17 protein-coding genes and 1 riboswitch are annotated in these 18,580 nt (G+C 37.0%); of the genes, 9 read left to right on the top strand and 8 right to left on the bottom strand.

Going from position 1 to position 18,580, the window contains the following annotated elements:
- Positions 1–21 precede the first annotated feature (21 nt).
- Complete coding sequence (locus tag J2786_RS03235; protein ID WP_052186980.1) at positions 22–867, bottom strand: phage tail-like protein; 846 nt, start codon at positions 865–867, stop codon at positions 22–24.
- A 271-nt stretch (positions 868–1,138) separates the two neighbouring features.
- On the opposite strand from J2786_RS03235, the gene J2786_RS03230 reads away from it, so the two are divergent.
- The 3 genes from J2786_RS03230 to J2786_RS03220 all read left to right on the top strand — a co-directional run bounded on the left by J2786_RS03230 (position 1,139) and on the right by J2786_RS03220 (position 4,024).
- Entirely contained in the window at positions 1,139–2,095 is a 957-nt protein-coding gene (locus J2786_RS03230; RefSeq protein ID WP_047431475.1) for a helix-turn-helix domain-containing protein, read from the top strand.
- 115 nt (positions 2,096–2,210) lie between these two features.
- Positions 2,211–3,413 carry an MFS transporter gene (locus tag J2786_RS03225; protein ID WP_047431477.1) on the top strand — a complete coding sequence of 401 codons (1,203 nt, stop codon included), beginning with the start codon at positions 2,211–2,213 and terminating at the stop codon, positions 3,411–3,413.
- A 197-nt stretch (positions 3,414–3,610) separates the two neighbouring features.
- Entirely contained in the window at positions 3,611–4,024 is a 414-nt protein-coding gene (locus J2786_RS03220) for a hypothetical protein (protein ID WP_047431480.1), read from the top strand.
- Positions 4,025–4,100: 76 nt separating this feature from the next.
- On the opposite strand, the gene J2786_RS03215 is transcribed toward J2786_RS03220, so the two are convergent.
- Positions 4,101–5,741, bottom strand: a complete 1,641-nt coding sequence (locus J2786_RS03215; RefSeq protein ID WP_047431483.1) for a serine hydrolase domain-containing protein — start codon at positions 5,739–5,741, stop codon at positions 4,101–4,103.
- A 118-nt stretch (positions 5,742–5,859) separates the two neighbouring features.
- Positions 5,860–6,915, bottom strand: coding sequence for a helix-turn-helix domain-containing protein (locus tag J2786_RS03210; protein WP_310023959.1), 1,056 nt, complete (start codon positions 6,913–6,915; stop codon positions 5,860–5,862).
- 209 nt (positions 6,916–7,124) lie between these two features.
- On the opposite strand from J2786_RS03210, the gene J2786_RS03205 reads away from it, so the two are divergent.
- From J2786_RS03205 to J2786_RS03195, 3 genes are all read left to right on the top strand, one after another.
- Positions 7,125–7,724, top strand: coding sequence for a Crp/Fnr family transcriptional regulator (locus J2786_RS03205; protein ID WP_047431487.1), 600 nt, complete (start codon positions 7,125–7,127; stop codon positions 7,722–7,724).
- 65 nt (positions 7,725–7,789) lie between these two features.
- On the top strand, positions 7,790–8,404 hold the full coding sequence (locus J2786_RS03200) for a hypothetical protein (RefSeq protein ID WP_047431489.1): 615 nt from the start codon (positions 7,790–7,792) through the stop codon (positions 8,402–8,404).
- 13 nt (positions 8,405–8,417) lie between these two features.
- A complete protein-coding gene (locus J2786_RS03195) occupies positions 8,418–8,819 on the top strand; it encodes a DoxX family protein (protein ID WP_047431492.1) in 402 nt (133 codons plus the stop codon).
- A gap of 191 nt (positions 8,820–9,010) precedes the next feature.
- Here J2786_RS03195 and J2786_RS03190 read toward each other — a convergent pair whose 3' ends face one another.
- Positions 9,011–9,655, bottom strand: coding sequence for a DUF1062 domain-containing protein (locus J2786_RS03190; protein ID WP_047431495.1), 645 nt, complete (start codon positions 9,653–9,655; stop codon positions 9,011–9,013).
- Positions 9,656–10,150: 495 nt separating this feature from the next.
- Between J2786_RS03190 and J2786_RS03185 the strand changes: the two genes are divergently transcribed.
- Together J2786_RS03185 and J2786_RS03180 are read left to right on the top strand one after the other, a co-directional pair.
- Positions 10,151–11,566, top strand: coding sequence for an aldehyde dehydrogenase family protein (locus tag J2786_RS03185; protein ID WP_047431498.1), 1,416 nt, complete (start codon positions 10,151–10,153; stop codon positions 11,564–11,566).
- A 116-nt stretch (positions 11,567–11,682) separates the two neighbouring features.
- A complete protein-coding gene (locus tag J2786_RS03180; RefSeq protein WP_047431501.1) occupies positions 11,683–12,480 on the top strand; it encodes a helix-turn-helix domain-containing protein in 798 nt (265 codons plus the stop codon).
- 1 nt (position 12,481) lies between these two features.
- On the opposite strand, the gene J2786_RS03175 is transcribed toward J2786_RS03180, so the two are convergent.
- Together J2786_RS03175 and metE are read right to left on the bottom strand one after the other, a co-directional pair.
- On the bottom strand, positions 12,482–13,192 hold the full coding sequence (locus tag J2786_RS03175) for a hypothetical protein (RefSeq protein ID WP_156121435.1): 711 nt from the start codon (positions 13,190–13,192) through the stop codon (positions 12,482–12,484).
- 206 nt (positions 13,193–13,398) lie between these two features.
- Positions 13,399–15,702 carry a 5-methyltetrahydropteroyltriglutamate--homocysteine S-methyltransferase gene (gene metE / locus J2786_RS03170; RefSeq protein ID WP_047431504.1) on the bottom strand — a complete coding sequence of 768 codons (2,304 nt, stop codon included), beginning with the start codon at positions 15,700–15,702 and terminating at the stop codon, positions 13,399–13,401.
- 175 nt (positions 15,703–15,877) lie between these two features.
- Positions 15,878–16,063, bottom strand: a riboswitch (cobalamin riboswitch).
- Between the two features lie 195 nt (positions 16,064–16,258).
- Between metE and J2786_RS03165 the strand changes: the two genes are divergently transcribed.
- Positions 16,259–16,720, top strand: coding sequence for an Lrp/AsnC family transcriptional regulator (locus tag J2786_RS03165; RefSeq protein ID WP_047431506.1), 462 nt, complete (start codon positions 16,259–16,261; stop codon positions 16,718–16,720).
- 23 nt (positions 16,721–16,743) lie between these two features.
- Here J2786_RS03165 and J2786_RS03160 read toward each other — a convergent pair whose 3' ends face one another.
- Together J2786_RS03160 and J2786_RS03155 are read right to left on the bottom strand one after the other, a co-directional pair.
- Complete coding sequence (locus J2786_RS03160; protein WP_047431509.1) at positions 16,744–17,511, bottom strand: LytR/AlgR family response regulator transcription factor; 768 nt, start codon at positions 17,509–17,511, stop codon at positions 16,744–16,746.
- A 3-nt stretch (positions 17,512–17,514) separates the two neighbouring features.
- Positions 17,515–18,537, bottom strand: a complete 1,023-nt coding sequence (locus J2786_RS03155) for a sensor histidine kinase (protein WP_047431512.1) — start codon at positions 18,535–18,537, stop codon at positions 17,515–17,517.
- Positions 18,538–18,580: the final 43 nt, after the last annotated feature.

Raw genomic sequence — 18,580 nt, 5'->3', positions numbered from 1 at the left:
TTAGAATCATAAGACGGTTTATTAGTACAACCTCTGTACGGAAAGGAACAGTTCTCTTGTGTTATCAGATGTATTGGAATCTGTGGTTGTGGCATCACTGCTTCCCATTGCAGATTTATTATCAACACGGAATGCATAATACACTCTGTACCATCTTGGCTCCGGTTCCTGTATAGTAATATCAAAGGTTACCGTCTCATTATGGGTCTGAGTAAGGTAAACACCGTCATCAAACTGCCTGTAGGCTCCGGGGGATAGTTTAATATTTCCATTATCAGAATCACCGGTATGGGTAGACATTTCCGAAACCCATATTTTCACATCTGAAGTTCCCACATTATAAAGTCTTGGATTAAAAGTGGTAGCCGCTCCGGTTCCTGCTGAACTACTGTTAAATTGGGCATCAAGTCTCAGGAAACCACCTAAAACAGGAAGATCGGTAAGATAAGTACTGGCTAAGGTGTTTGCACCGGAAGTACCAGCAGGAATGCTTCCGTGATAGTAAATCAGGTCTCCAATGGTAATGTCGTCATCTTTTCCTCCGAAAGCAAATTTCCAGGTAGTTCCGTTGAACATATAATAACCGGCTTTGTCTACTTTTGCTGTTTTTACTGAAGGAGCAGTTACAGCCTGAGTGACATAAACCAAAGCTCCGGTCTGTGCTGCCAGGTAGACATCATCTTTAGCTCTTAACTGATCTCCTGTCATTCTGGGAGCCATCACTCCATCAGCCACAGTAGTCACGTCCGGTTTTCCTTCTACATGCAATGTTACCTTAGGAGAATCTGTATTGATCCCAACCTGGGAATATGCCGCTAGTGAAAAACACATCATTATGCTGGCAAGAGGTAATTTTATTTTTTTCATTTTAGTATATTTGTTTAAAATTTTGTTGATTTATTTAAGAATTGAATAAATCATGCGGGGTCAATTGACTTATCATCAATCAGCCTTTGTTGAGCTAGCTGGTGCAAAGTTATCCGCATTGATAAATCAAATTCATCCATAATCAATGAAAAACAGGAAACCACTCACAAAACACAAACAATTAACAATCAAACATTTAACCCAGTCATTTTCTAAAATATGACTGTTATGCGAACAAATTGGAATGATTTAAAATTACTTTCTGCCACAAATGACCACCGAAAAAGACATAAAAATTGAACAGTACAAAAGACAGCTGGTGTATTATTATAATATTCTGATGTCTGTTATTCTTGCCCTATTTGGTTTGATATTTACTTTTATCATTCCGGATAAAATAATGGCGTGGTATCTTTTCGGAGGGCTTTTTTTACTGGATTATACTTACCTGATTGTCCGTAAAACCTATTCGGTGAATGTAATGGTGCATTCCTATATCATTATTGCAACACTTTATAATTTTTATATCATGCTGGCATTCTGGAACAACTCTATAGCGAGTTTTGTCTGGCTTATTCCGATCCCGCTGGCAGCCTATGTTTTCTTTCAGAGGAAGTATGTTTATATTTACAGTGTATTTGCTTTACTGAATATTGTTGCAGGATACCTTATTTCCAAATCCTTCAGCTTTAACTTTCCAATACACAGGCCGGAAGATGTAAGACTTACAGATACCATCCTGATGATCTCCAATGTAGCTGTGATTGCACTCCTGCTCTATTTTAAGGATAAAATAAAGCGTGTTGAAATTTACCATGAAATTGAGGAGAAGGCTCAGAGTACAATAATACAGCCGGTTCCTACACCAGAAAAAGCACCTTTTGCAGATGAACTGTTTGATAAAATTGAATCTGTGATGAGAGAAAAACAGCTGTATAAAGATGTTAATTTCAATATTTCTAAGCTTTCTACAGAAATGGAAATCAACAGTAGTTATATCTCGAAATCAATTCGTGCAAAAGGATATCCCAACTTCAATAATTACCTGAATATGCACAGGATTGCATGGGTAAAAAAACTGCTTAATGAAAATGACCTTGAAAAAGTAACCCTCATGTATATTTATACTGAGGCAGGATTTTCTAACCAATCTACCTTCAACAGGGTTTTCAAGCAGATGGAGAATATTACCCCTTCCGAATATATCAGCAGCCTACAATTTCACTGATTTGTTTCACCAATTAATATCATTGAGATTATGATTTTTTAATTCGGAAAATAATCAGGAAATTTACAGCGCTTAAATTTTCTGTACAACCACTGCATTGTAATTGCAAAAAATCATGGAATCATCTGAAAAAGCCATTCAGGGAAGCTCACGTTTCCGATATATAAAACTTTGTATTTTCTTTTCAGGACTTTCGGTTTTTGCACAACTCTATCTTTTCCAGCCGATGCTGCCTATGGCCGCAGAACAGTTTGGGGTATCTGTAGGCGACACGTCCCTTTTGGTATCATCATCCACGATAGGTATGGCATTGGGATTACTGTTTTTTGCCTTTAAAGCTGACAGCTATTCCAGGAAAAATCTCATGGCGTTTTCGTTGATTTCATCTGCCATCCTTACTATTATTTCTACCTGGATTCCCAGCTTAAGCCTTCTGATTGCGATTGGAATACTGAAAGGTTTTGTTGTATCCGGCGTTTCCGCAGTGGCCCTTGCCTATCTTACGGAGGAAGTGGATGCTCTGGCAGTACCTGCTGCCATCAGTATGTATCTCAGTGGAAATACAATTGGAGGGATGAGCGGAAGAATAATGGCCACTTTGTTTGCAGGTGAATTCGGATGGCGTAATGCTGTTCTTCTGATTGGCATAGAAAGTTTCATTCTCGGCGCTGTATTCTGGAAACTGTTTCCGGAATCAAAGTTTTTTAATCCTCAGAAAACAGATTACCACCTTAAGGTAAAACAGATGAAGTTTTTTCTTACCAATCCTTATATGCTCCGTTTATACTGTACTGCTGCATTGCTGATGGGCGTTTTTGTGAGTGTTTATAATTACCTTACATTCAGATTGGAAGCAGCACCTTTTTCATTAAGCCATTTTATCATTGCCTTTATCTTTCTGATGTATATTTTCGGTGTTTTCGGAACGATGATCGTTGGCCGTCTTTCCAGAAGGTTTCCGATGAATACTATTTTGAAAGGCTCTATCCTGTTTATGCTTACCGGAGCAGCCCTGTTATTATCTGAAAATATTTATATTCTTATTTTTGGGCTTGGCCTTTTCACTCTTTCATTCTTTGCTGCCCACACTATGGCCAGCCAGATGACTGCGTTGTATGCCAAGCGTGGAAAATCTTCAGCCACTTCCATTTACTGGCTGTTTTACTATTTCGGTTCAAGTATTCTGGGAAGTGGTACCGGATATCTGCTTCATGCTTTTTCATGGAATATTTTCATCGCAGTTCTTCTCCTATCGGTTATTTTAGCTCTACTTCTGACTACTTTTAATACAGTTCCAAAAGCAAGAGTAAAAAACTAGTACCACATACATACCACATCCTATATTTCATGATCATGTGACAAACCCTTTGCAGACGTACTATTTTAACATATCATTAATTTTTTATAGTAAAAATTTAACCTAATCTTTCCCAAAACTAGGCTTGATACTACAATGCCGGGCATACTATTTGCTGTTTATCTGAGACCATATCATCAACTAAAAACCAAAATATTATGAACGTAGCAGATCTAAAAATCAAGAACTTAGTCGAGTATAAAAATCAGATTTATACGATTACTGAGATCTTTCAAAATCCTGAGCAGGCTTATTTTGTTAAAATTGAAAATGATATTCAAAGTATTTCAGTTCCGGCAGCGTCCATCAAACCTATTAAGATAACTGAAGAGTGGCTTGAAAAGCTAGGCTTCTCACGAACTTACAGTTCAGAGCAGAGCATCCGATATGAAAGACCGGAATCGTTTATAAAATATGATATAGACCTGAGTTCCAGAAAAATACTGGAAGGTCTGAAAATATACGGGAACGCCATAAAGTGTAAATACATCCATGAGTTTCAGAATATTTTCTCAAGCTTATTTGGAAAAGAAACTGTTTTACATTATGGTTATTTGAAAACAGAATCGTAGTTAAATAGTTCTTAGTTGAGGAAGACCACAATTTAGCCCGTAAATTGTGGTCTTCCTATGTTTGGATGGGAAGAGATTATTTTATTTTCTTAAACTCTATTTGAGTAAAATTAGCTCCTGAAAGCACAAACCCAGAAATACTTTTGTTGTTGCCATAGGTAAAACCCAGCCTTCCAAAAATTGATTTATAAGAATACATTTCCGATTCACTCAGGAAACACAAAGGAATATCAGGATTGATAGCATGTCTGGCAACCAACTTATCATTCTCGATAACCAACTGGTAAATGGTATTAAATTCTTCATTTCTATAGAATCCCACATATTTATTAAGATCAACTTTGTCTTCCTTCAAGGGCTTTAATATTACTTTTTTACAGATAAATGTAAAGTCACCAATCCTGTACGTTAAATTCCCGGGATGAAATGTGAAGCTTCCGGTGGGAAGAAAAGAAATGTCAAATTTATAATCTCCTGCGGCCTTTAAAGGCGTTTTATTATTGTCCCAGTACAGGTTTCTGCCATCTGTTTTAATATCCAGATAATTTCCGGGATTAATTTCATAAGTTCCTTCAAATGATTGTAGTTCAGCTGCAGTGTAAGCTAATTTCTTTGGAGATGCCGGGAGAATCTGGTGGTCTTTCAGAAGCACATCTACCAATCCGTAGGCAACCAGCAATCCGTCAAAAGTACTCTTATTTCCAGCTAATACAACAGACAGGTTATAAGCAGGAATATGCAGAATATAGGATCTGTAACTGGCTGTTCCTCCTCCGTGAAAAACAATATCCAGCCCTTTATACTTTCCGGTTTGCAGTCCCAACCCGTATCCTATCTGTTCTCCATTATTTAATAGCGTATTTTGCTGCATCTTATCATACATCTCACGGCTTCCCACCAAGGGTTTCTGGAAATTGGCAGCCCAAATGCAAAGATCATTCAAGGGCATAAAAATATTGGAAGACCCATTTTCCATTTGGCCAAGGGGAGTTTTTATAAAACCGGAATGGGCTTCCTGATAAGATTCTGCTCTGTTAGGAATAATTTTCACCGGATCATCTACCGCCATCGAGTGATTCATACGCAGTGGATCGAAAATATACGCTTTGAGCAGCTCTGCAAAATCTTTTTTATAAACTCTGCGGAGAATTTCAGCTAACAGCATATAGCCTGTATTATTGTATCTGTATTGATCTCCAGGTTTAAAATTAGTCCTTTTAATAGCCAAAACTGTTTTTACAGCATCTGTATTAGTCACGCGAAACTCGTCTCCGAATCCCTGAAGTCTTTTGATAGTTGTAAAATCCGGTAATCCATGGGTATGATTGGCCAGCTGTCTGAGGGTAATTTTATAAGGCAGATGCTTAAGTTCCGGCAGATAAGTTCTGATATCATCTTCCAACGAAAGTTTACCTTCTTTTTCAGCCATAAGCGTTACCAAAGCCGTAAACTGTTTTGATACGGATGCAATATCAAAAGCTGTAGAATCCGTTACAGGAATCCTGTCTTCGAGATTCGCCAGCCCATAAGTTTTTTTATAAATTATTTTTCCTTCCTGTATAATACCTACAGCCATGCCCGGAGCATGGGATCTGGAATAACTGCTCACTAAAGAATCTGCTTTTAGGATTTTTTCCTGCTGAATCAATTGTCCGAAAAAGAATCCGGAATTCAGGATTGTAAAAAGAAACAATACCCATCTGATTTGTGGTTTCATCTGTTTAAATTTTAATGATGAAGCAAATCTGAAACTTTACATGGATTTAAATATCCGACTACCGGAAACCGGACTCTTTTTATCTGAAAAATCAGTCCGACTTAAAATCGGACACTTTTTAAACTATTGATTTTCTGTAATCTGTGGGAGTAACCCCTGTTTCTTTTTTGAAGGCTGTATAGAATGATGATCTGGAATTGAAACCCACTTCATACAGAACTTCAAGCACTGTAAGTTGAGGCTGCTCTTTAAGAATAGTCTTGGCTTGATTAATTCTGAACTCATTAATAAAATCAAAAAAATGTTTACCGGTATGCTGATTGATCAATACTGACAGGGGCTTTTCCTGCATACCGATCAGCTTTGCCAGTTTTTGTAAGGTAAGTTTATCATCCAGATAAGGTTTTTCGGTTTCCATATAATTCAGAAGGGTTTTTAACTGCTCCGGATCTTCTTTCTGAAGCTTTTCTACAGATTGTACAGGAATCAGGTCTTTATTGATTCCAGCCAGAAGATTGGGACGATATAAAGCATTTAATACAAACGAACTGATAACAAATAATACAAATACTGAGTTCAGTGTATATAAATATAAAAATGCAGTTTCATTATCTTTCAAAAACTCCCTGATCAACACAAAAGTGTTCCCGATCAGGAAGAGAATCGTTGTCTGCATCAGCCATTTATAAGTAAGGTGATGATTACTGGAATAGTTTTCCTGATACAGTTTTCTGAATGTTCTCAAAACCAGAAATATGGCAACAATATAAAAATAATACTGTACAGTGGAAACGACATCAAATGCCTGATCTTTTTGCTCAGAATCCCCTGAAATACCAAACCATACCAGAAAGAACAAAAACGGTACTGCGTGCAGAAGATGTTTGGTACGAAGGGTAAAATTATAATAACAGGCCGCATTGACATACAAATAATATAAAGGCATCTGCAGCAGGACACTGGCCAGTTTGAATCCTTTGATTATTTTGTTATCTGGCGGTGGCAGAAAAAACCCGGAAAGATCAATGACAGAAATCAACAGAAAGGCTGCAAATAAATAATTCGGTAGTTTTCTTTCAGATTTTGCTGTAAGAAGGAAAACACTTAACAGCAGAAACAGGAAAAAAATAATTTTACCCAAGTCGTTGATGAATGACATATTCTCTATTTTCATGATATTCACAAAACTACAAATAATAGTTTCTTGTTGAGTATTTTAAACCAATAGATGGATATTTTTTCAAAATTACATTGTTCCGCTCTGCAATAGTCTCATCTTGTTATAATCAAAAGGTTTTTAATCTTATATTTTTTATTATTTAAGTAAATTTGCAGCTTATATACTTTCCCTGATCATCATCCCAGGAACAACCCTATTTCACCATGGAAACAGATCCAATTCTTTTACAGCTGATAGAACATTTTAAAGAAATAGTTACTTTAGAAGATCACGATATTGACCGTATTACTTCCAAATTGGAAATCATTCAGCTTAAAAAGAAAGATTTTCTGCTTCACGAAGGACAGACTTCAAGACACATGAGATTCATTGCAAAGGGAAGCCTGTTTGCTTATCATATTGATGAAAAAGGAAAGGAAAATACCACTCAGCTTGGTATTGAAAACTGGTGGGTAAATGATCTTTACAGCTATCTTAGCGAATTGCCTTCAAGAATGTTTATCCAGGCTAATGAAGATACAACGATTGTACAGATCAGTAAAAATAATCTGGAATTATTGTACAAAGAAGTTCCGGCTGTGTCTGAGTTCTGGCGTCTGAAAATGCAGTCGGCCTATGTTACTTTACAGGAAAGAACCTTTGAACATTCCCGTGTGGATGCCTACACCAAATACAGAACATTTGTCACCACCTACCGCAATATCGAACAGCGTTTCCCTCAATACATGATTGCATCCTACCTTGGAATAACGGTAGAATATCTGAGCTATCTGAGAAAAAAACACCTGTCTGACGTTTCTTAAGATTTCTTAAGTTTATTCCATTCCCGCCTGAATAATTTTGCTTACAGAATTTTAATGAGTGAAATATGAAGGCCAGATTCATCGCCATAACAGCCCTTGCATCAGTTTCTCTGAATGCGCAGAAACTTTCCTATACCCCGGATATTGTTTTAGGGCATCGTTCCTATACTTATATGCACAATGTCAATTATCAGCTGAATGAACGGTTGAAATTGAACAATCTTACCTTATTTGATACAGAATATACCAAAGACAAAGAAAATATATTCTTCATCAGAAATACCCTATCCTATATGCTTACCAAAAGGTTTAGTGCCAATGCGGCATTTGGAATGAAAAATCCCGGAGCATTTTTCAGTGCTTACCTGCAATATAAAATTATTCAGCCCGCTTACTCTCTGTCTTACTCTATAGGAACCACTTATCAGAAAGGATTTTCTCTTGAACAGTCCATTTCATTTGAATATACTCCTTATCTGACAGAAAACTTTAAGGGATACTTCAGTGTATTGGCAATTGGAAACCTTGATGACAGTGGATATCCCAGAGGTTTGCAGTTTATCAGACTAGGCGTAAAAAGGGATAAAATGATGTACGGACTTGCTTCCAATTTTGATCAGTTTAATAACGGAAAAAAGACCCTGGAAAATATCGGGGCATTTGTAAAATATAATTTTTAAATAATGATAAGAAATGAAAAAGAACATTGATTTAGGAATGCTGATTACAAGAATAGCAATCGGGTTTCCCATGTCTGTTTATGGAATCAGTAAGTTGATTCACGGGATTGGGTTTATTCAAGACATGATGACCATGCACGGTTTACCATCATTTTTTGCCTACGGTGTATTTGCGGGAGAAATTATAGCTCCTGTACTGCTGATCATAGGATTCCGGGCTCGTCTGGCAGGACTAATCTTTGCTGCCAATTGCTTTACGGCTACCATATTGGCACAAACAGCCAATATTTTCAAGCTTAATGAATTCGGAGGCTGGGCATTGGAACTGCTTGTGATTTATATGCTTGTAAGCCTCAGTTTTTTCTTTACCGGTGCCGGAAAATATGCCGTTTCAACCCAAAATAAGTGGGATTAAATCCTCAGAATTTTCTATTCCCTATTGATAAATCAGAGTCTCAGGATTCTGGTTTATTTTTTTTATGAATAAAAAATTCTTTATCTTTCCTACTCATTATATTCTGAGCTTACTATTCATCTTTTACAACAACGAAAGTGGAAGATAAATAAAATACCTCCCGATCAATAACCGGAAGGCTTTTTTAATTATTAATCATCTACCATATTGAGACAAACATCTGCTTTTCCCATAAGGTAAATATTAATCAGTGCATGCCTGTTGATCTCGATATGAGCACCATTGGTAATTTTATATTTCTTCTGCAACAGCTTTTGATTAAAATAAACCGCATCTGAACCAAGCAATAGGTTCAATTTAGAGGAAGAGAGACCTAAGCAGGTCCGGAGTACTGTTGAAACTCTCATATTAAAATCAAACAGAGACTGTATTTGAAACGAGATTGTTTCATTCTTCATATTGATAAGATCTTCTACCGTCAGGTCCGGATATATAATTTCATAGTGTACACTTTCCCAGTCGGCTTCCACATTATTTTTTCCCATCATTTCCCGCGAAAAGGCATATTGCCATGCAATTTCCGTATCATTTTCTGAGAATTTGTTGAATATTTCTTTACTGACAGATTCTGTTCTGATTCTTGAAAATACCGTCATATTATAGGTGTTGTTACATTTTACACATCGGTAAATCAGCCATATATCAATATTCTTTTTCTGAGCATTCAGTCTGAATTTATCGCTGCATTGAAATCTGTCGCTGTTACATTGATTGCATTTCTTTTTGAGTAAGGGAGTATTTTTCGCTTTTATCTCCCAGATATGTTGGGTATTCATTACTTATAATTGTGCTTAGTATTCTTTGTTGGATTTTTTCCATACTATTCACGCATTACAAGGGTTATATATATCCGGATTATGGCTTAAAGATTATTTCTTAAGCCATGGTCTTGCTGTATATTTCGGTTTTGATCAATACTCAAAGGAAAAACAGCAGATAAAGTCACCTTTAGCAGGTAATACGATAAATAATATGATGAAATAAAAACCTGTTCGGGTAGAATTACCCAAACGAAAGAACGATCAGCCTGTGGTTACTGAGACTGATACTAAGCGAAAATAAGTTTAAGAGTCGTTCTCAAAACGATTTATTTACTTGGTTATGATAAAAGTAGTCAATTTTATCGAAGAAGAGAACCTTTTGACATTTAAATTCAAAAAAATAAAAATTCACAGCCTTTAAAATGAACCATACAACAAAGAAAAATTGAACTGTACAACAAACCTGTCTTTTCTCTTTCTGCCGAACTTTGTGGTATTAAAATCATCAAAATGATACAGATTAATAAAATTTACATCAACGGCGAATTTGTTACGCCAAAAGGAACAGAAACTTTTGATCTTATAAGCCCTGTTACCAATCAAAAAACAGGAGAAGTAATTCTGGGAAATGAAGAAGATACCCGAATAGCCATTGCAGCAGCGAAAAAAGCTTTCAAAACATTTTCAAAAACAACAAAAGAGGAACGAACCAGTCTACTTAAGAAACTACACGAAGCCGTAAGCAAAAGAGAAACTGAACTGGTTTCTGCTATGGTGAATGAATATGGCGGAACATTGCAATTCTGCAGAATGAGTGTTCAAAATGCAATTTCTGCTTTTACAGCCACTATCAATACTTTAGAATCTTATGATTTCGAAAGAACAGTGGGACATTCTAAAGTACGTTTTGAATCTTTAGGGGTCGTTGGAATTATCACTCCATGGAATGCCAGCAACAGCTTCATCTGTAATAAACTTGCCACAGCTATTGCTGCCGGATGTACGGCTGTCATCAAACCCAGTGAAATGAGTGCAGTACAAACCCAACTGCTTACCGAATGCTTTCATGAGGCAGGTCTGCCGGAAGGTGTTTTCAATATCGTTAACGGATTAGGAAGTGTAGTGGGAAACGAAATTACGCTGCATTCTGATATTGCTAAAATATCCTTCACCGGATCTACACTGACAGGAAAAGCAATTGCCAAAGGAGCGGTAGACACCATGAAAAGAGTAACCTTAGAGCTCGGAGGAAAATCTCCCAATATTATTCTCGAAGATGCTGATCTTGATAAAGCAATTCCTATGGCTGTTTTCGGGGCTTATATGAACAATGGCCAGGCATGCATTGCTCCTACCCGATTGCTGGTTCCTCAAAGCAGACTGGAGGAAGTAAATGAACTTGCCAGAAAGGCAGCCGGACAGGTAAAAGTAGGAAACCCCAATGAAGAAGATACCCTTGTAGGCCCTATGGTAAGTGCCAGACAATTTGAAAGAGTACAAAGTTATATCCGTCTGGGACAGGAAGAAGGTGCTGTTCTGCTGGCAGGGGGTGAAGGCAAACCGGAAGGTCTTGAAAGTGGCAATTTTGTAAAGGCAACCATCTTTACCAATGTCCGTAATGATATGCGTATTGCGCAGGAAGAAATTTTCGGGCCTGTATTGTCTATTATTCCTTATGTTGATGAAGAAGAAGCCATTGCCATTGCCAATGACACTACGTATGGTCTTGCAGCTTATATCAGCTCTGCTGATCAGGAACATGCGGAACGTGTGGCCGCACAGATTGATGCCGGAAGAATCTGTATTAACGGGTTTGCCCACGATCCTTATGCTCCTTTCGGAGGCTTTAAACAAAGCGGTATCGGGCGTGAGTTTGGAGTATTCGGATTGGAAGCGTATCTGGAACCCAAAGCAATTCTGGCTTAATATGATATTCTTCACAGCAAAATATTCTCATGATTGTTTTGCTGTGAAGATTCTATGATCCTAAAAAAGTTTTGTAAGTTTGAATAAGAATTGATCAAGAAATACCTGCCTGAGCTATGAACGAAAATAATATTCCTTTTCCCATCAATTATTCCTGTCATTTTTCAGAATTCAGGGAAGGAGAACAGTTTGCGCGAATTCACAGCCTCGGTCTTGTGCTTTCCGGGGAAATGGAACTGAATGACGGGATCACAAAAACGATATTTAAGGAAGGAGAACTGTATTCAGCAAGAAAAAACAGTTTATTGAAATTCGCAAAATATCCTCCTAAAAACGGAGAAATCAGAACCATATCCATCTACTTTGATGATGCCATGCTTCATGATTTCAGCCGCGAGTATGGCTATCAGGCGGAGAAGAAAGACAATGTTCCTGCCTATATAAAACCGGAGCAGAAAGCATTACATTCTTTTATGTACTCATTATTACCCTATGAAGATCTTCCTGCTTCCGAAGAAATCCTTCGGCTTAAGCAAAAAGAAGCTCTCCTCCTGCTGTTGAATTATGATCCGGGTCTTAAGGATATTTTATTTGATTTTTCTGAACCTTATAAAATAGATATTGAGACTTTTATGAATAAAAACTTTCATTTCAATGTCAATGTAGAGCGTTTTGCTTACTTAACGGGGAGAAGCCTGTCTGCATTCAAAAGAGACTTTCAAAAAATATTCGGAGTTCCGCCAAGACAGTGGCTTCAGCTTCGCAGATTAAAGGAGGCCCATTTTCTGCTTACCCAAAAAGGAAAATCTGTTTCTGATATTTATCTGGATCTTGGGTTTGAAAATCTATCCCATTTTTCATTTGCATTTAAAAAACAGTTTGGCTACCCGCCAAGTGCTTTACAGGCAAAATAGCTTAGATCTCCTCTAAAAAGAAGTATCTAAAAGCAAGAATCACCAGAATAACGACTGCTATTGTAATGATTTTCACTTTCATATCATTCTTTAGATTTTCCGGAGCATAACGCATTGTTTTTTCATCAAGATAAAAGTCTTTGTATACTTCAGGATTGATTTTCAGATCCGGACGAAACACGTGCACCCCTTTCAGGAAATGTCCAATAAGATCATATCGGTTTTTAAGCGGAATCACATCCAGACTGACCATTTTCTTCTGAGGGTTTCTGTTTTCATCTTTTTCATGAACATACAGATTCTTTCTGAAATCGCTGTACTTTCCGGAAGCTCGGGATTCTGAAAATATATCTTTTGTATAAGGATTGTCACTTTTTACCAAATCATAGTATTTGATTGCTGACAGCACTTTATCATTCCTGTTGAGAAACAGAATTCCCTGATGATTGATAAGGAGACCACTGATTTTTTCGTCCTGATTCTTCATCATTTCATACACCAGCCAACCTGACAGCGAACCAGCAATAAGAAACAGCAAAAAGAAGATCATATCAGAAGCTGTATCCATAGCAGGATCTGAAAGGGCATCGATAAAAAACTTCAGTAAAACAACAGCAATGGCAGCAAAAAGAACCACCATACTCCACCTCAATCCGGCGATGTATTGAGGGTTATAGGTTTCCGATCTCATTTCAGGAAATGCTTCTTTCATGGTTTGAATGTATAGTTTATTAGTTTGATAAGCTTTTAACATGTATTTAAAAGATAACATGTCAAAATTTGCCGAGCAGCAAAAATAGAATATAAAAATGAATAGAATATTATTTTTTTATGTTTTAATCCTTTGAAAATAACAGATCGTGCCATGAAAATCATAACACGATCTGAATTATTGAATCTAATTATTTTAAAAGTTTTCTAAAGTGCATATTCTACTGAAGCTTCTTTTGCTGCTGCAACCATTGCGATTAAAGCTTTTTCAGTTTCTTCCCAGTGTCTTGTCTTCAGTCCGCAATCCGGATTTACCCAAAGCTGGCTGGCAGGAATGACATTCTGAGCCTTTCTCAGCAGTTCAATCATTTCTTCTTTCGATGGTACTCTTGGTGAATGGATGTCATATACTCCGGGGCCAATTTCATTCGGATATCTGAAATCTGCAAAAGCATTCAGCAGTTCCATCTGAGAGCGTGAGCATTCTATGGTAATCACGTCAGCATCCATATCGGCAATGTTTTCGATAATATCATTGAACTCAGAATAACACATATGAGTATGTATTTGGGTAGCATCTTCCACTCCGCTTGCTGAAATTCTGAAAGCTTCTACGGCCCATTTCAGATAGTTCTGCCAGTCTGTCTTTCTTAGTGGAAGCCCTTCTCTGATCGCAGGCTCATCAATCTGAATAATTCTGATTCCTGCTTTTTCCAGATCCACCACCTCATCACGGATCGCCAACGCAATCTGCTTACACGTTTCTGAGCGAGGCTGATCATCACGTACAAAAGACCACTGTAAAATGGTAACCGGACCTGTCAACATTCCTTTTACCCATTTTTCAGTCTGGGATTGGGCATATTGAGACCAGTAAACCGTCATTGGAGTTGGGCGGGAAACATCACCGAAAATCACAGGAGGTTTCACACAGCGGCTTCCGTAGCTCTGTACCCATCCGTTTTTGGTGAATACAAATCCTTCCAGTTGTTCTCCAAAGTATTCTACCATGTCATTACGCTCAAATTCACCGTGAACTAATACATCAATTCCAATGTCTTCCTGCCAGCGGATTGTTCTCTGCGTTTCCTCTTTCAGCAAGGCATCATACTGTTCTGCTGTAAGTTCTCCTTTTTTGAATTTGGCTCTCCAGCTTCTGACCTCTGTGGTTTGTGGGAATGACCCGATTGTGGTGGTTGGGAATAATGGAAGCTGCAATACTTCCTGCTGTTCTTCTTTACGGATCTTGAATTTATTTATTCTTTGGGCATCCTTTTCAGTGACAGCATTTGCTCTTTGCTTTACCTGGTTATTATGAATAAGAGGAGAAGTTTTTCTGCTCTCAATTGCTTTTTTATTTTCTTCGAACTCTTTAAGAATCTGTTCATTTTCTGTTCCGGAAGCAAGTTCTTTAAGTGTTACGACTTCTTTTACTTTTTGTTTAGCAAAAGCCAGCCAGTTTTTAATTTCCGGATTAAGATTGGTTTCAAAATCAAGGTCACAAGGTGAATGAAGCAATGAACATGATGGTGCAATCAGAATCCTTTCAGATCCTAATTTTTCAACTGCTTTTCTGATGAAAGACAATGATTTTTCATAATCATTTTTCCAGATATTCCTACCATCAATTACACCTAATGAAAGGCTTAAATTTTCCGGAATACCATTCAGAATTTCATCCAGCTGTTCAGGATTTCTCACCAGATCAACATGCAATATATTTACAGGAAGGGAAACGGCAAGTGATGTATTATCCTTTAATCCGTCGAAATACGTAGCCACAATAAATTTCAGTTTTGGAAAACGTTTTCTTATTTCCGCATACACAGAAAGGTAGGTTTCTTTGGCTTTCTCATTTAAATCCAATGCCAGAAAAGGTTCATCAAACTGAATCCATTCCGCACCCTGATCCTGAAGTTTGGTTAAAATCTCTGTATAGACTGGAAGAAGATTTCCAGCCAGATCCAGCTTATCAAATCCTTCTTCTTTTTCTTTTCCTAATAACAGATAAGAGACCAGCCCAATAATAACCGGTTTCGCATTGATTCCAGCCTGTTTTGCTCCGGCAAATTCATTGAAAATTTTATCTGAACTCAGTTTAAACTGTTGATTTTTATAAAATTCCGGAACGATATAATGATAGTTGGTATCGAACCATTTGGTCATTTCCATGGCGGTAATGTCCAGTCCGTCTTTCTGATATCCTCTTGCCATCGCAAAATAAAGGTCCAGCTCCGTATTGTTCTTTTTCAGTACCACTTCATGGTAACGTGTTGGAATGGCTCCTACGACAAGGCTCATATCCAATACCTGATCATAGTATGAAAAATCATTACATGGGATAAGATCTATCCCTGCTTCTTTCTGAATAGTCCAGTTTTGGTTGCAGAGCGTTCTTCCGGTATTCAGAAGTTCTTCCAAAAGGATTTTACCTGACCAATACTGTTCGCAGGCTTTTTTGAGTTCTCTTTTGCTACCAATACGCGGATAGCCAAGGATGTGAGTTTGCATTTTTTTAAACTTTTTAATTAAACTTATTGGGAAAGTCCTTTAAAATGCTTCGTTATGTTTTACGGAAGAAGTTTCAGGAAAGTAGTGATATAGCAGACAGTGCATTTCCTTTCAGGAGAAAACACAAAAATCTGATATACCATCTGTATGACCTAAAGCTTCAGCCCGCGAAAGCATTGTCAATTCAGTAAAGGCAGGTCTCCTGACTTGTAACAGTTTCCGTCATCCTTCCCGCTTGTGGCAGTGGATCTGCAAGGACAAAAACCTTTGGTGTGTTACTTACAGTTGCGCGACAGCTCGTGATTTGCACACGATTCCCTATTAATCTACCTTAAGTAAAACCTTTCCTGTCTGATGAAGTATTTGTAAAGAACTGTACTTTTACCTTTAACTATTGTCATCAGTAAAAGTTTTTAATTTTGTGTAAAATTAACAATACAGAATAAAAATACAATTAATGTTTAAAAATTAAGCAAATTAAACTTTATAAAACACCAATAAAAGCATATAATTCTGTACATTTGATCGTTTTAATCATTTAAAAGAATAATATTCTGTGGAACAACTCGATGATAAGGATTTACAGCTGCTAAGGCTGCTCCAGAAAAATGCTAAACTCACTGTTAAGGAACTTGCGAAAGAAGTAAACCTTTCTACCTCACCGGTTTTTGAAAGGGTAAAAAGGCTTGAACAGGAAGGTTTTGTTAAAAAGTATGCAGCTGTTCTTGATGCTGAAAAACTGAATCGCGGATTTACGGTTTTCTGCCAGATCAAGCTCAAAATTCACGACAGATCGGTGGGTTATGATTTTGTAAAGGAGATTTTAGAAATTGAAGAAGTTGCCGAATGTTACAATATTTCCGGGGATTTTGATTTCCTCTTGAAAGTTCAGGTACGGGATATGAAACATTACCAGGATTTTGTATTCAATAAGCTGGGATCTGTGGATTCTATAGGGAGTACCCACAGTACTTTTGTGATGGCTGAGGTAAAAAATAACCATGGGCTTACCATTTAAAGGAATAAAACCGGAGAACCTGTTTATTCTTCAATCCATTTTCTGAAAGCAGCTGTATTGCTCTGGCTTGTGACAAGATGATCTTTCTGCCCTTTTATCTGAACGGAAAGTGTATTTTTATTGTAACGTTCTATCCTTTCAATATGATTTTTCTGAACAAGCTCACTCCGGTTGATCCTGAAAAAATCTGAAGAATTGAGTTGGGTTTCAATTTCTTTTAAAGTAGATTCATTTAACAGGTGTTTTTTTCCTGCTGTATCAAAAGCAAAGACAACTCCTTCTTCTGCCCCAAAGAAAGAGATCTCTTCCGTATTGATAAAATAGAGCCCCTGATGTGAGCCGACGGTGAATCTTTTCTTATAATTTTTCTCTGCAAGTCCGTTATTGATCATTTGTTGAAGTTTTTCCAAAACCTGCTGAGATTCTGAAGGTGCTTTTCTCAATAAAAGAAATTTGTCCCATGCTTTTTGGAAACGACTCTGTGAAAATGGTTTTAAAAGATATTCAATTCCATTGCTTTCAAAAGCATTCATCCAGAATTGATCATATGCTGTGGTAAAAATAACCGGACATGAAATATTCACCTGATCATAGATTTCAAAGGCATTTCCATCCAGTAATTCAATATCGGAAAAGATCAGATCAACTGTTGAGCTTTTTAAAAAAGTAATGGCTTCTTCTACAGTGCCTGTTTCCGCAACAATTTCAACAGGACTTTCCAGTTCACTGATGAAACGCTTTAATTTGCTTCTTGCAGGAATTTCGTCTTCGATGATGACAACTTTTATCATATTTTATGTGGGAATTACGGGAATAATAACTGAAAACTCAGTTTCTGTTTTTATAATTTCTACCTGCTGATCCGTTAACAGGTTATATTGCTCTTTAAGGTTGTTCAGCGCCCTTCCTGAAGTTTTTTTTCGGTTTCGTTTAGGGATTACATTATTCGAAACGGTTATTGCCTTATCTATTTTTATTGTGATCAGGACAGGTTTATCAATAATACCGAGGTTATGCTGAACTGCATTTTCAAGCATCAGCTGTAATGAAAGAGGAATGATACGACCGGATGATTTGACAGGATTTATTTTTAATGAATAAGCATTTCCGTATTTGTATTGTATCAGCTTAAAATATTTCTCTGCAAAGGCCAGTTCTTCTTCCACAGACACTAATTTTTTATCAGAAACATCCAAAACATAACGGTATATTTCGGCAAATTCATTCAGGAAATCTGAAGCCTTATGTTTGTCTTCTTCTATCAACTGATCAAGGACATTGAGATTATTGAATAAAAAATGAGGATTAAGCTGTGTTTTCAACTGATTAATTTTACTTTCAGACAACGCATGATCATACAGAGCCAATTGCTTCTGATATTCTGTATTTCTTTTGTAATAACGGTAGGCCAGAAAAAAACTTCCATAAATAAAACCTCCTATCAAATCTGAAAAAGTAGAAAGAATAACAACTTCCTGATTAAAATTTTTCTCAACTTTTCCAAAAATAAAAGCAATTACAAAACCTATTATTTTCATTACCAAAAGGTAGGTCAGCAATGAAACACTGAATATTTTTAGAACTTCTGATACGCTGAACGTTGATGATCTCTGCCAGTTTTTAATAAAAAAATCGATAACAAAAAACAGGATGCACGCACTGATGAGGGTAACAACCGCTGCTTCAGGTGTAAAAATATACCAATCCAGCGTTCTTCTGATACCTATTCGCGTATGAATAGACTGTACATAGGCAAACAAGAGGATAAACAGCAGAAAATATCTGTTTTGATTAATCTGTTTTAAAATGGTATTCATCAGCTTTTATGAAGGATCAGTTTTTTACAAAAATAGCCCTATA

It is taken from the genome of Chryseobacterium vietnamense (assembly GCF_031454475.1).
Lineage (GTDB): Bacteria > Bacteroidota > Bacteroidia > Flavobacteriales > Weeksellaceae > Chryseobacterium > Chryseobacterium vietnamense.
The sequence above is the reverse complement of the archived record's forward strand: the minus strand, read 5'-3'. Positions and strand labels throughout refer to the sequence as shown.

What these genes read in the sequence shown, in the direction of transcription:
- J2786_RS03175 (WP_156121435.1), bottom strand. Translation starts at nt 13,192, where the DNA reads ATGAAAGAAGCATTTCCTGAAATGAGATCGGAAACCTATAACCCTCAA.
- metE (WP_047431504.1), bottom strand. Translation starts at nt 15,702, where the DNA reads ATGCAAACTCACATCCTTGGCTATCCGCGTATTGGTAGCAAAAGAGAA.
- J2786_RS03190 (WP_047431495.1), bottom strand. Translation starts at nt 9,655, where the DNA reads ATGAATACCCAACATATCTGGGAGATAAAAGCGAAAAATACTCCCTTA.
- J2786_RS03180 (WP_047431501.1), top strand. Translation starts at nt 11,683, where the DNA reads ATGAACGAAAATAATATTCCTTTTCCCATCAATTATTCCTGTCATTTT.
- J2786_RS03200 (WP_047431489.1), top strand. Translation starts at nt 7,790, where the DNA reads ATGAAGGCCAGATTCATCGCCATAACAGCCCTTGCATCAGTTTCTCTG.
- J2786_RS03230 (WP_047431475.1), top strand. Translation starts at nt 1,139, where the DNA reads ATGACCACCGAAAAAGACATAAAAATTGAACAGTACAAAAGACAGCTG.
- J2786_RS03220 (WP_047431480.1), top strand. Translation starts at nt 3,611, where the DNA reads ATGAACGTAGCAGATCTAAAAATCAAGAACTTAGTCGAGTATAAAAAT.
- J2786_RS03195 (WP_047431492.1), top strand. Translation starts at nt 8,418, where the DNA reads ATGAAAAAGAACATTGATTTAGGAATGCTGATTACAAGAATAGCAATC.
- J2786_RS03155 (WP_047431512.1), bottom strand. Translation starts at nt 18,537, where the DNA reads ATGAATACCATTTTAAAACAGATTAATCAAAACAGATATTTTCTGCTG.
- J2786_RS03215 (WP_047431483.1), bottom strand. Translation starts at nt 5,741, where the DNA reads ATGAAACCACAAATCAGATGGGTATTGTTTCTTTTTACAATCCTGAAT.
- J2786_RS03185 (WP_047431498.1), top strand. Translation starts at nt 10,151, where the DNA reads ATGATACAGATTAATAAAATTTACATCAACGGCGAATTTGTTACGCCA.
- J2786_RS03225 (WP_047431477.1), top strand. Translation starts at nt 2,211, where the DNA reads ATGGAATCATCTGAAAAAGCCATTCAGGGAAGCTCACGTTTCCGATAT.
- J2786_RS03235 (WP_052186980.1), bottom strand. Translation starts at nt 867, where the DNA reads ATGAAAAAAATAAAATTACCTCTTGCCAGCATAATGATGTGTTTTTCA.
- J2786_RS03160 (WP_047431509.1), bottom strand. Translation starts at nt 17,511, where the DNA reads ATGATAAAAGTTGTCATCATCGAAGACGAAATTCCTGCAAGAAGCAAA.
- J2786_RS03210 (WP_310023959.1), bottom strand. Translation starts at nt 6,915, where the DNA reads ATGAAAATAGAGAATATGTCATTCATCAACGACTTGGGTAAAATTATT.
- J2786_RS03205 (WP_047431487.1), top strand. Translation starts at nt 7,125, where the DNA reads ATGGAAACAGATCCAATTCTTTTACAGCTGATAGAACATTTTAAAGAA.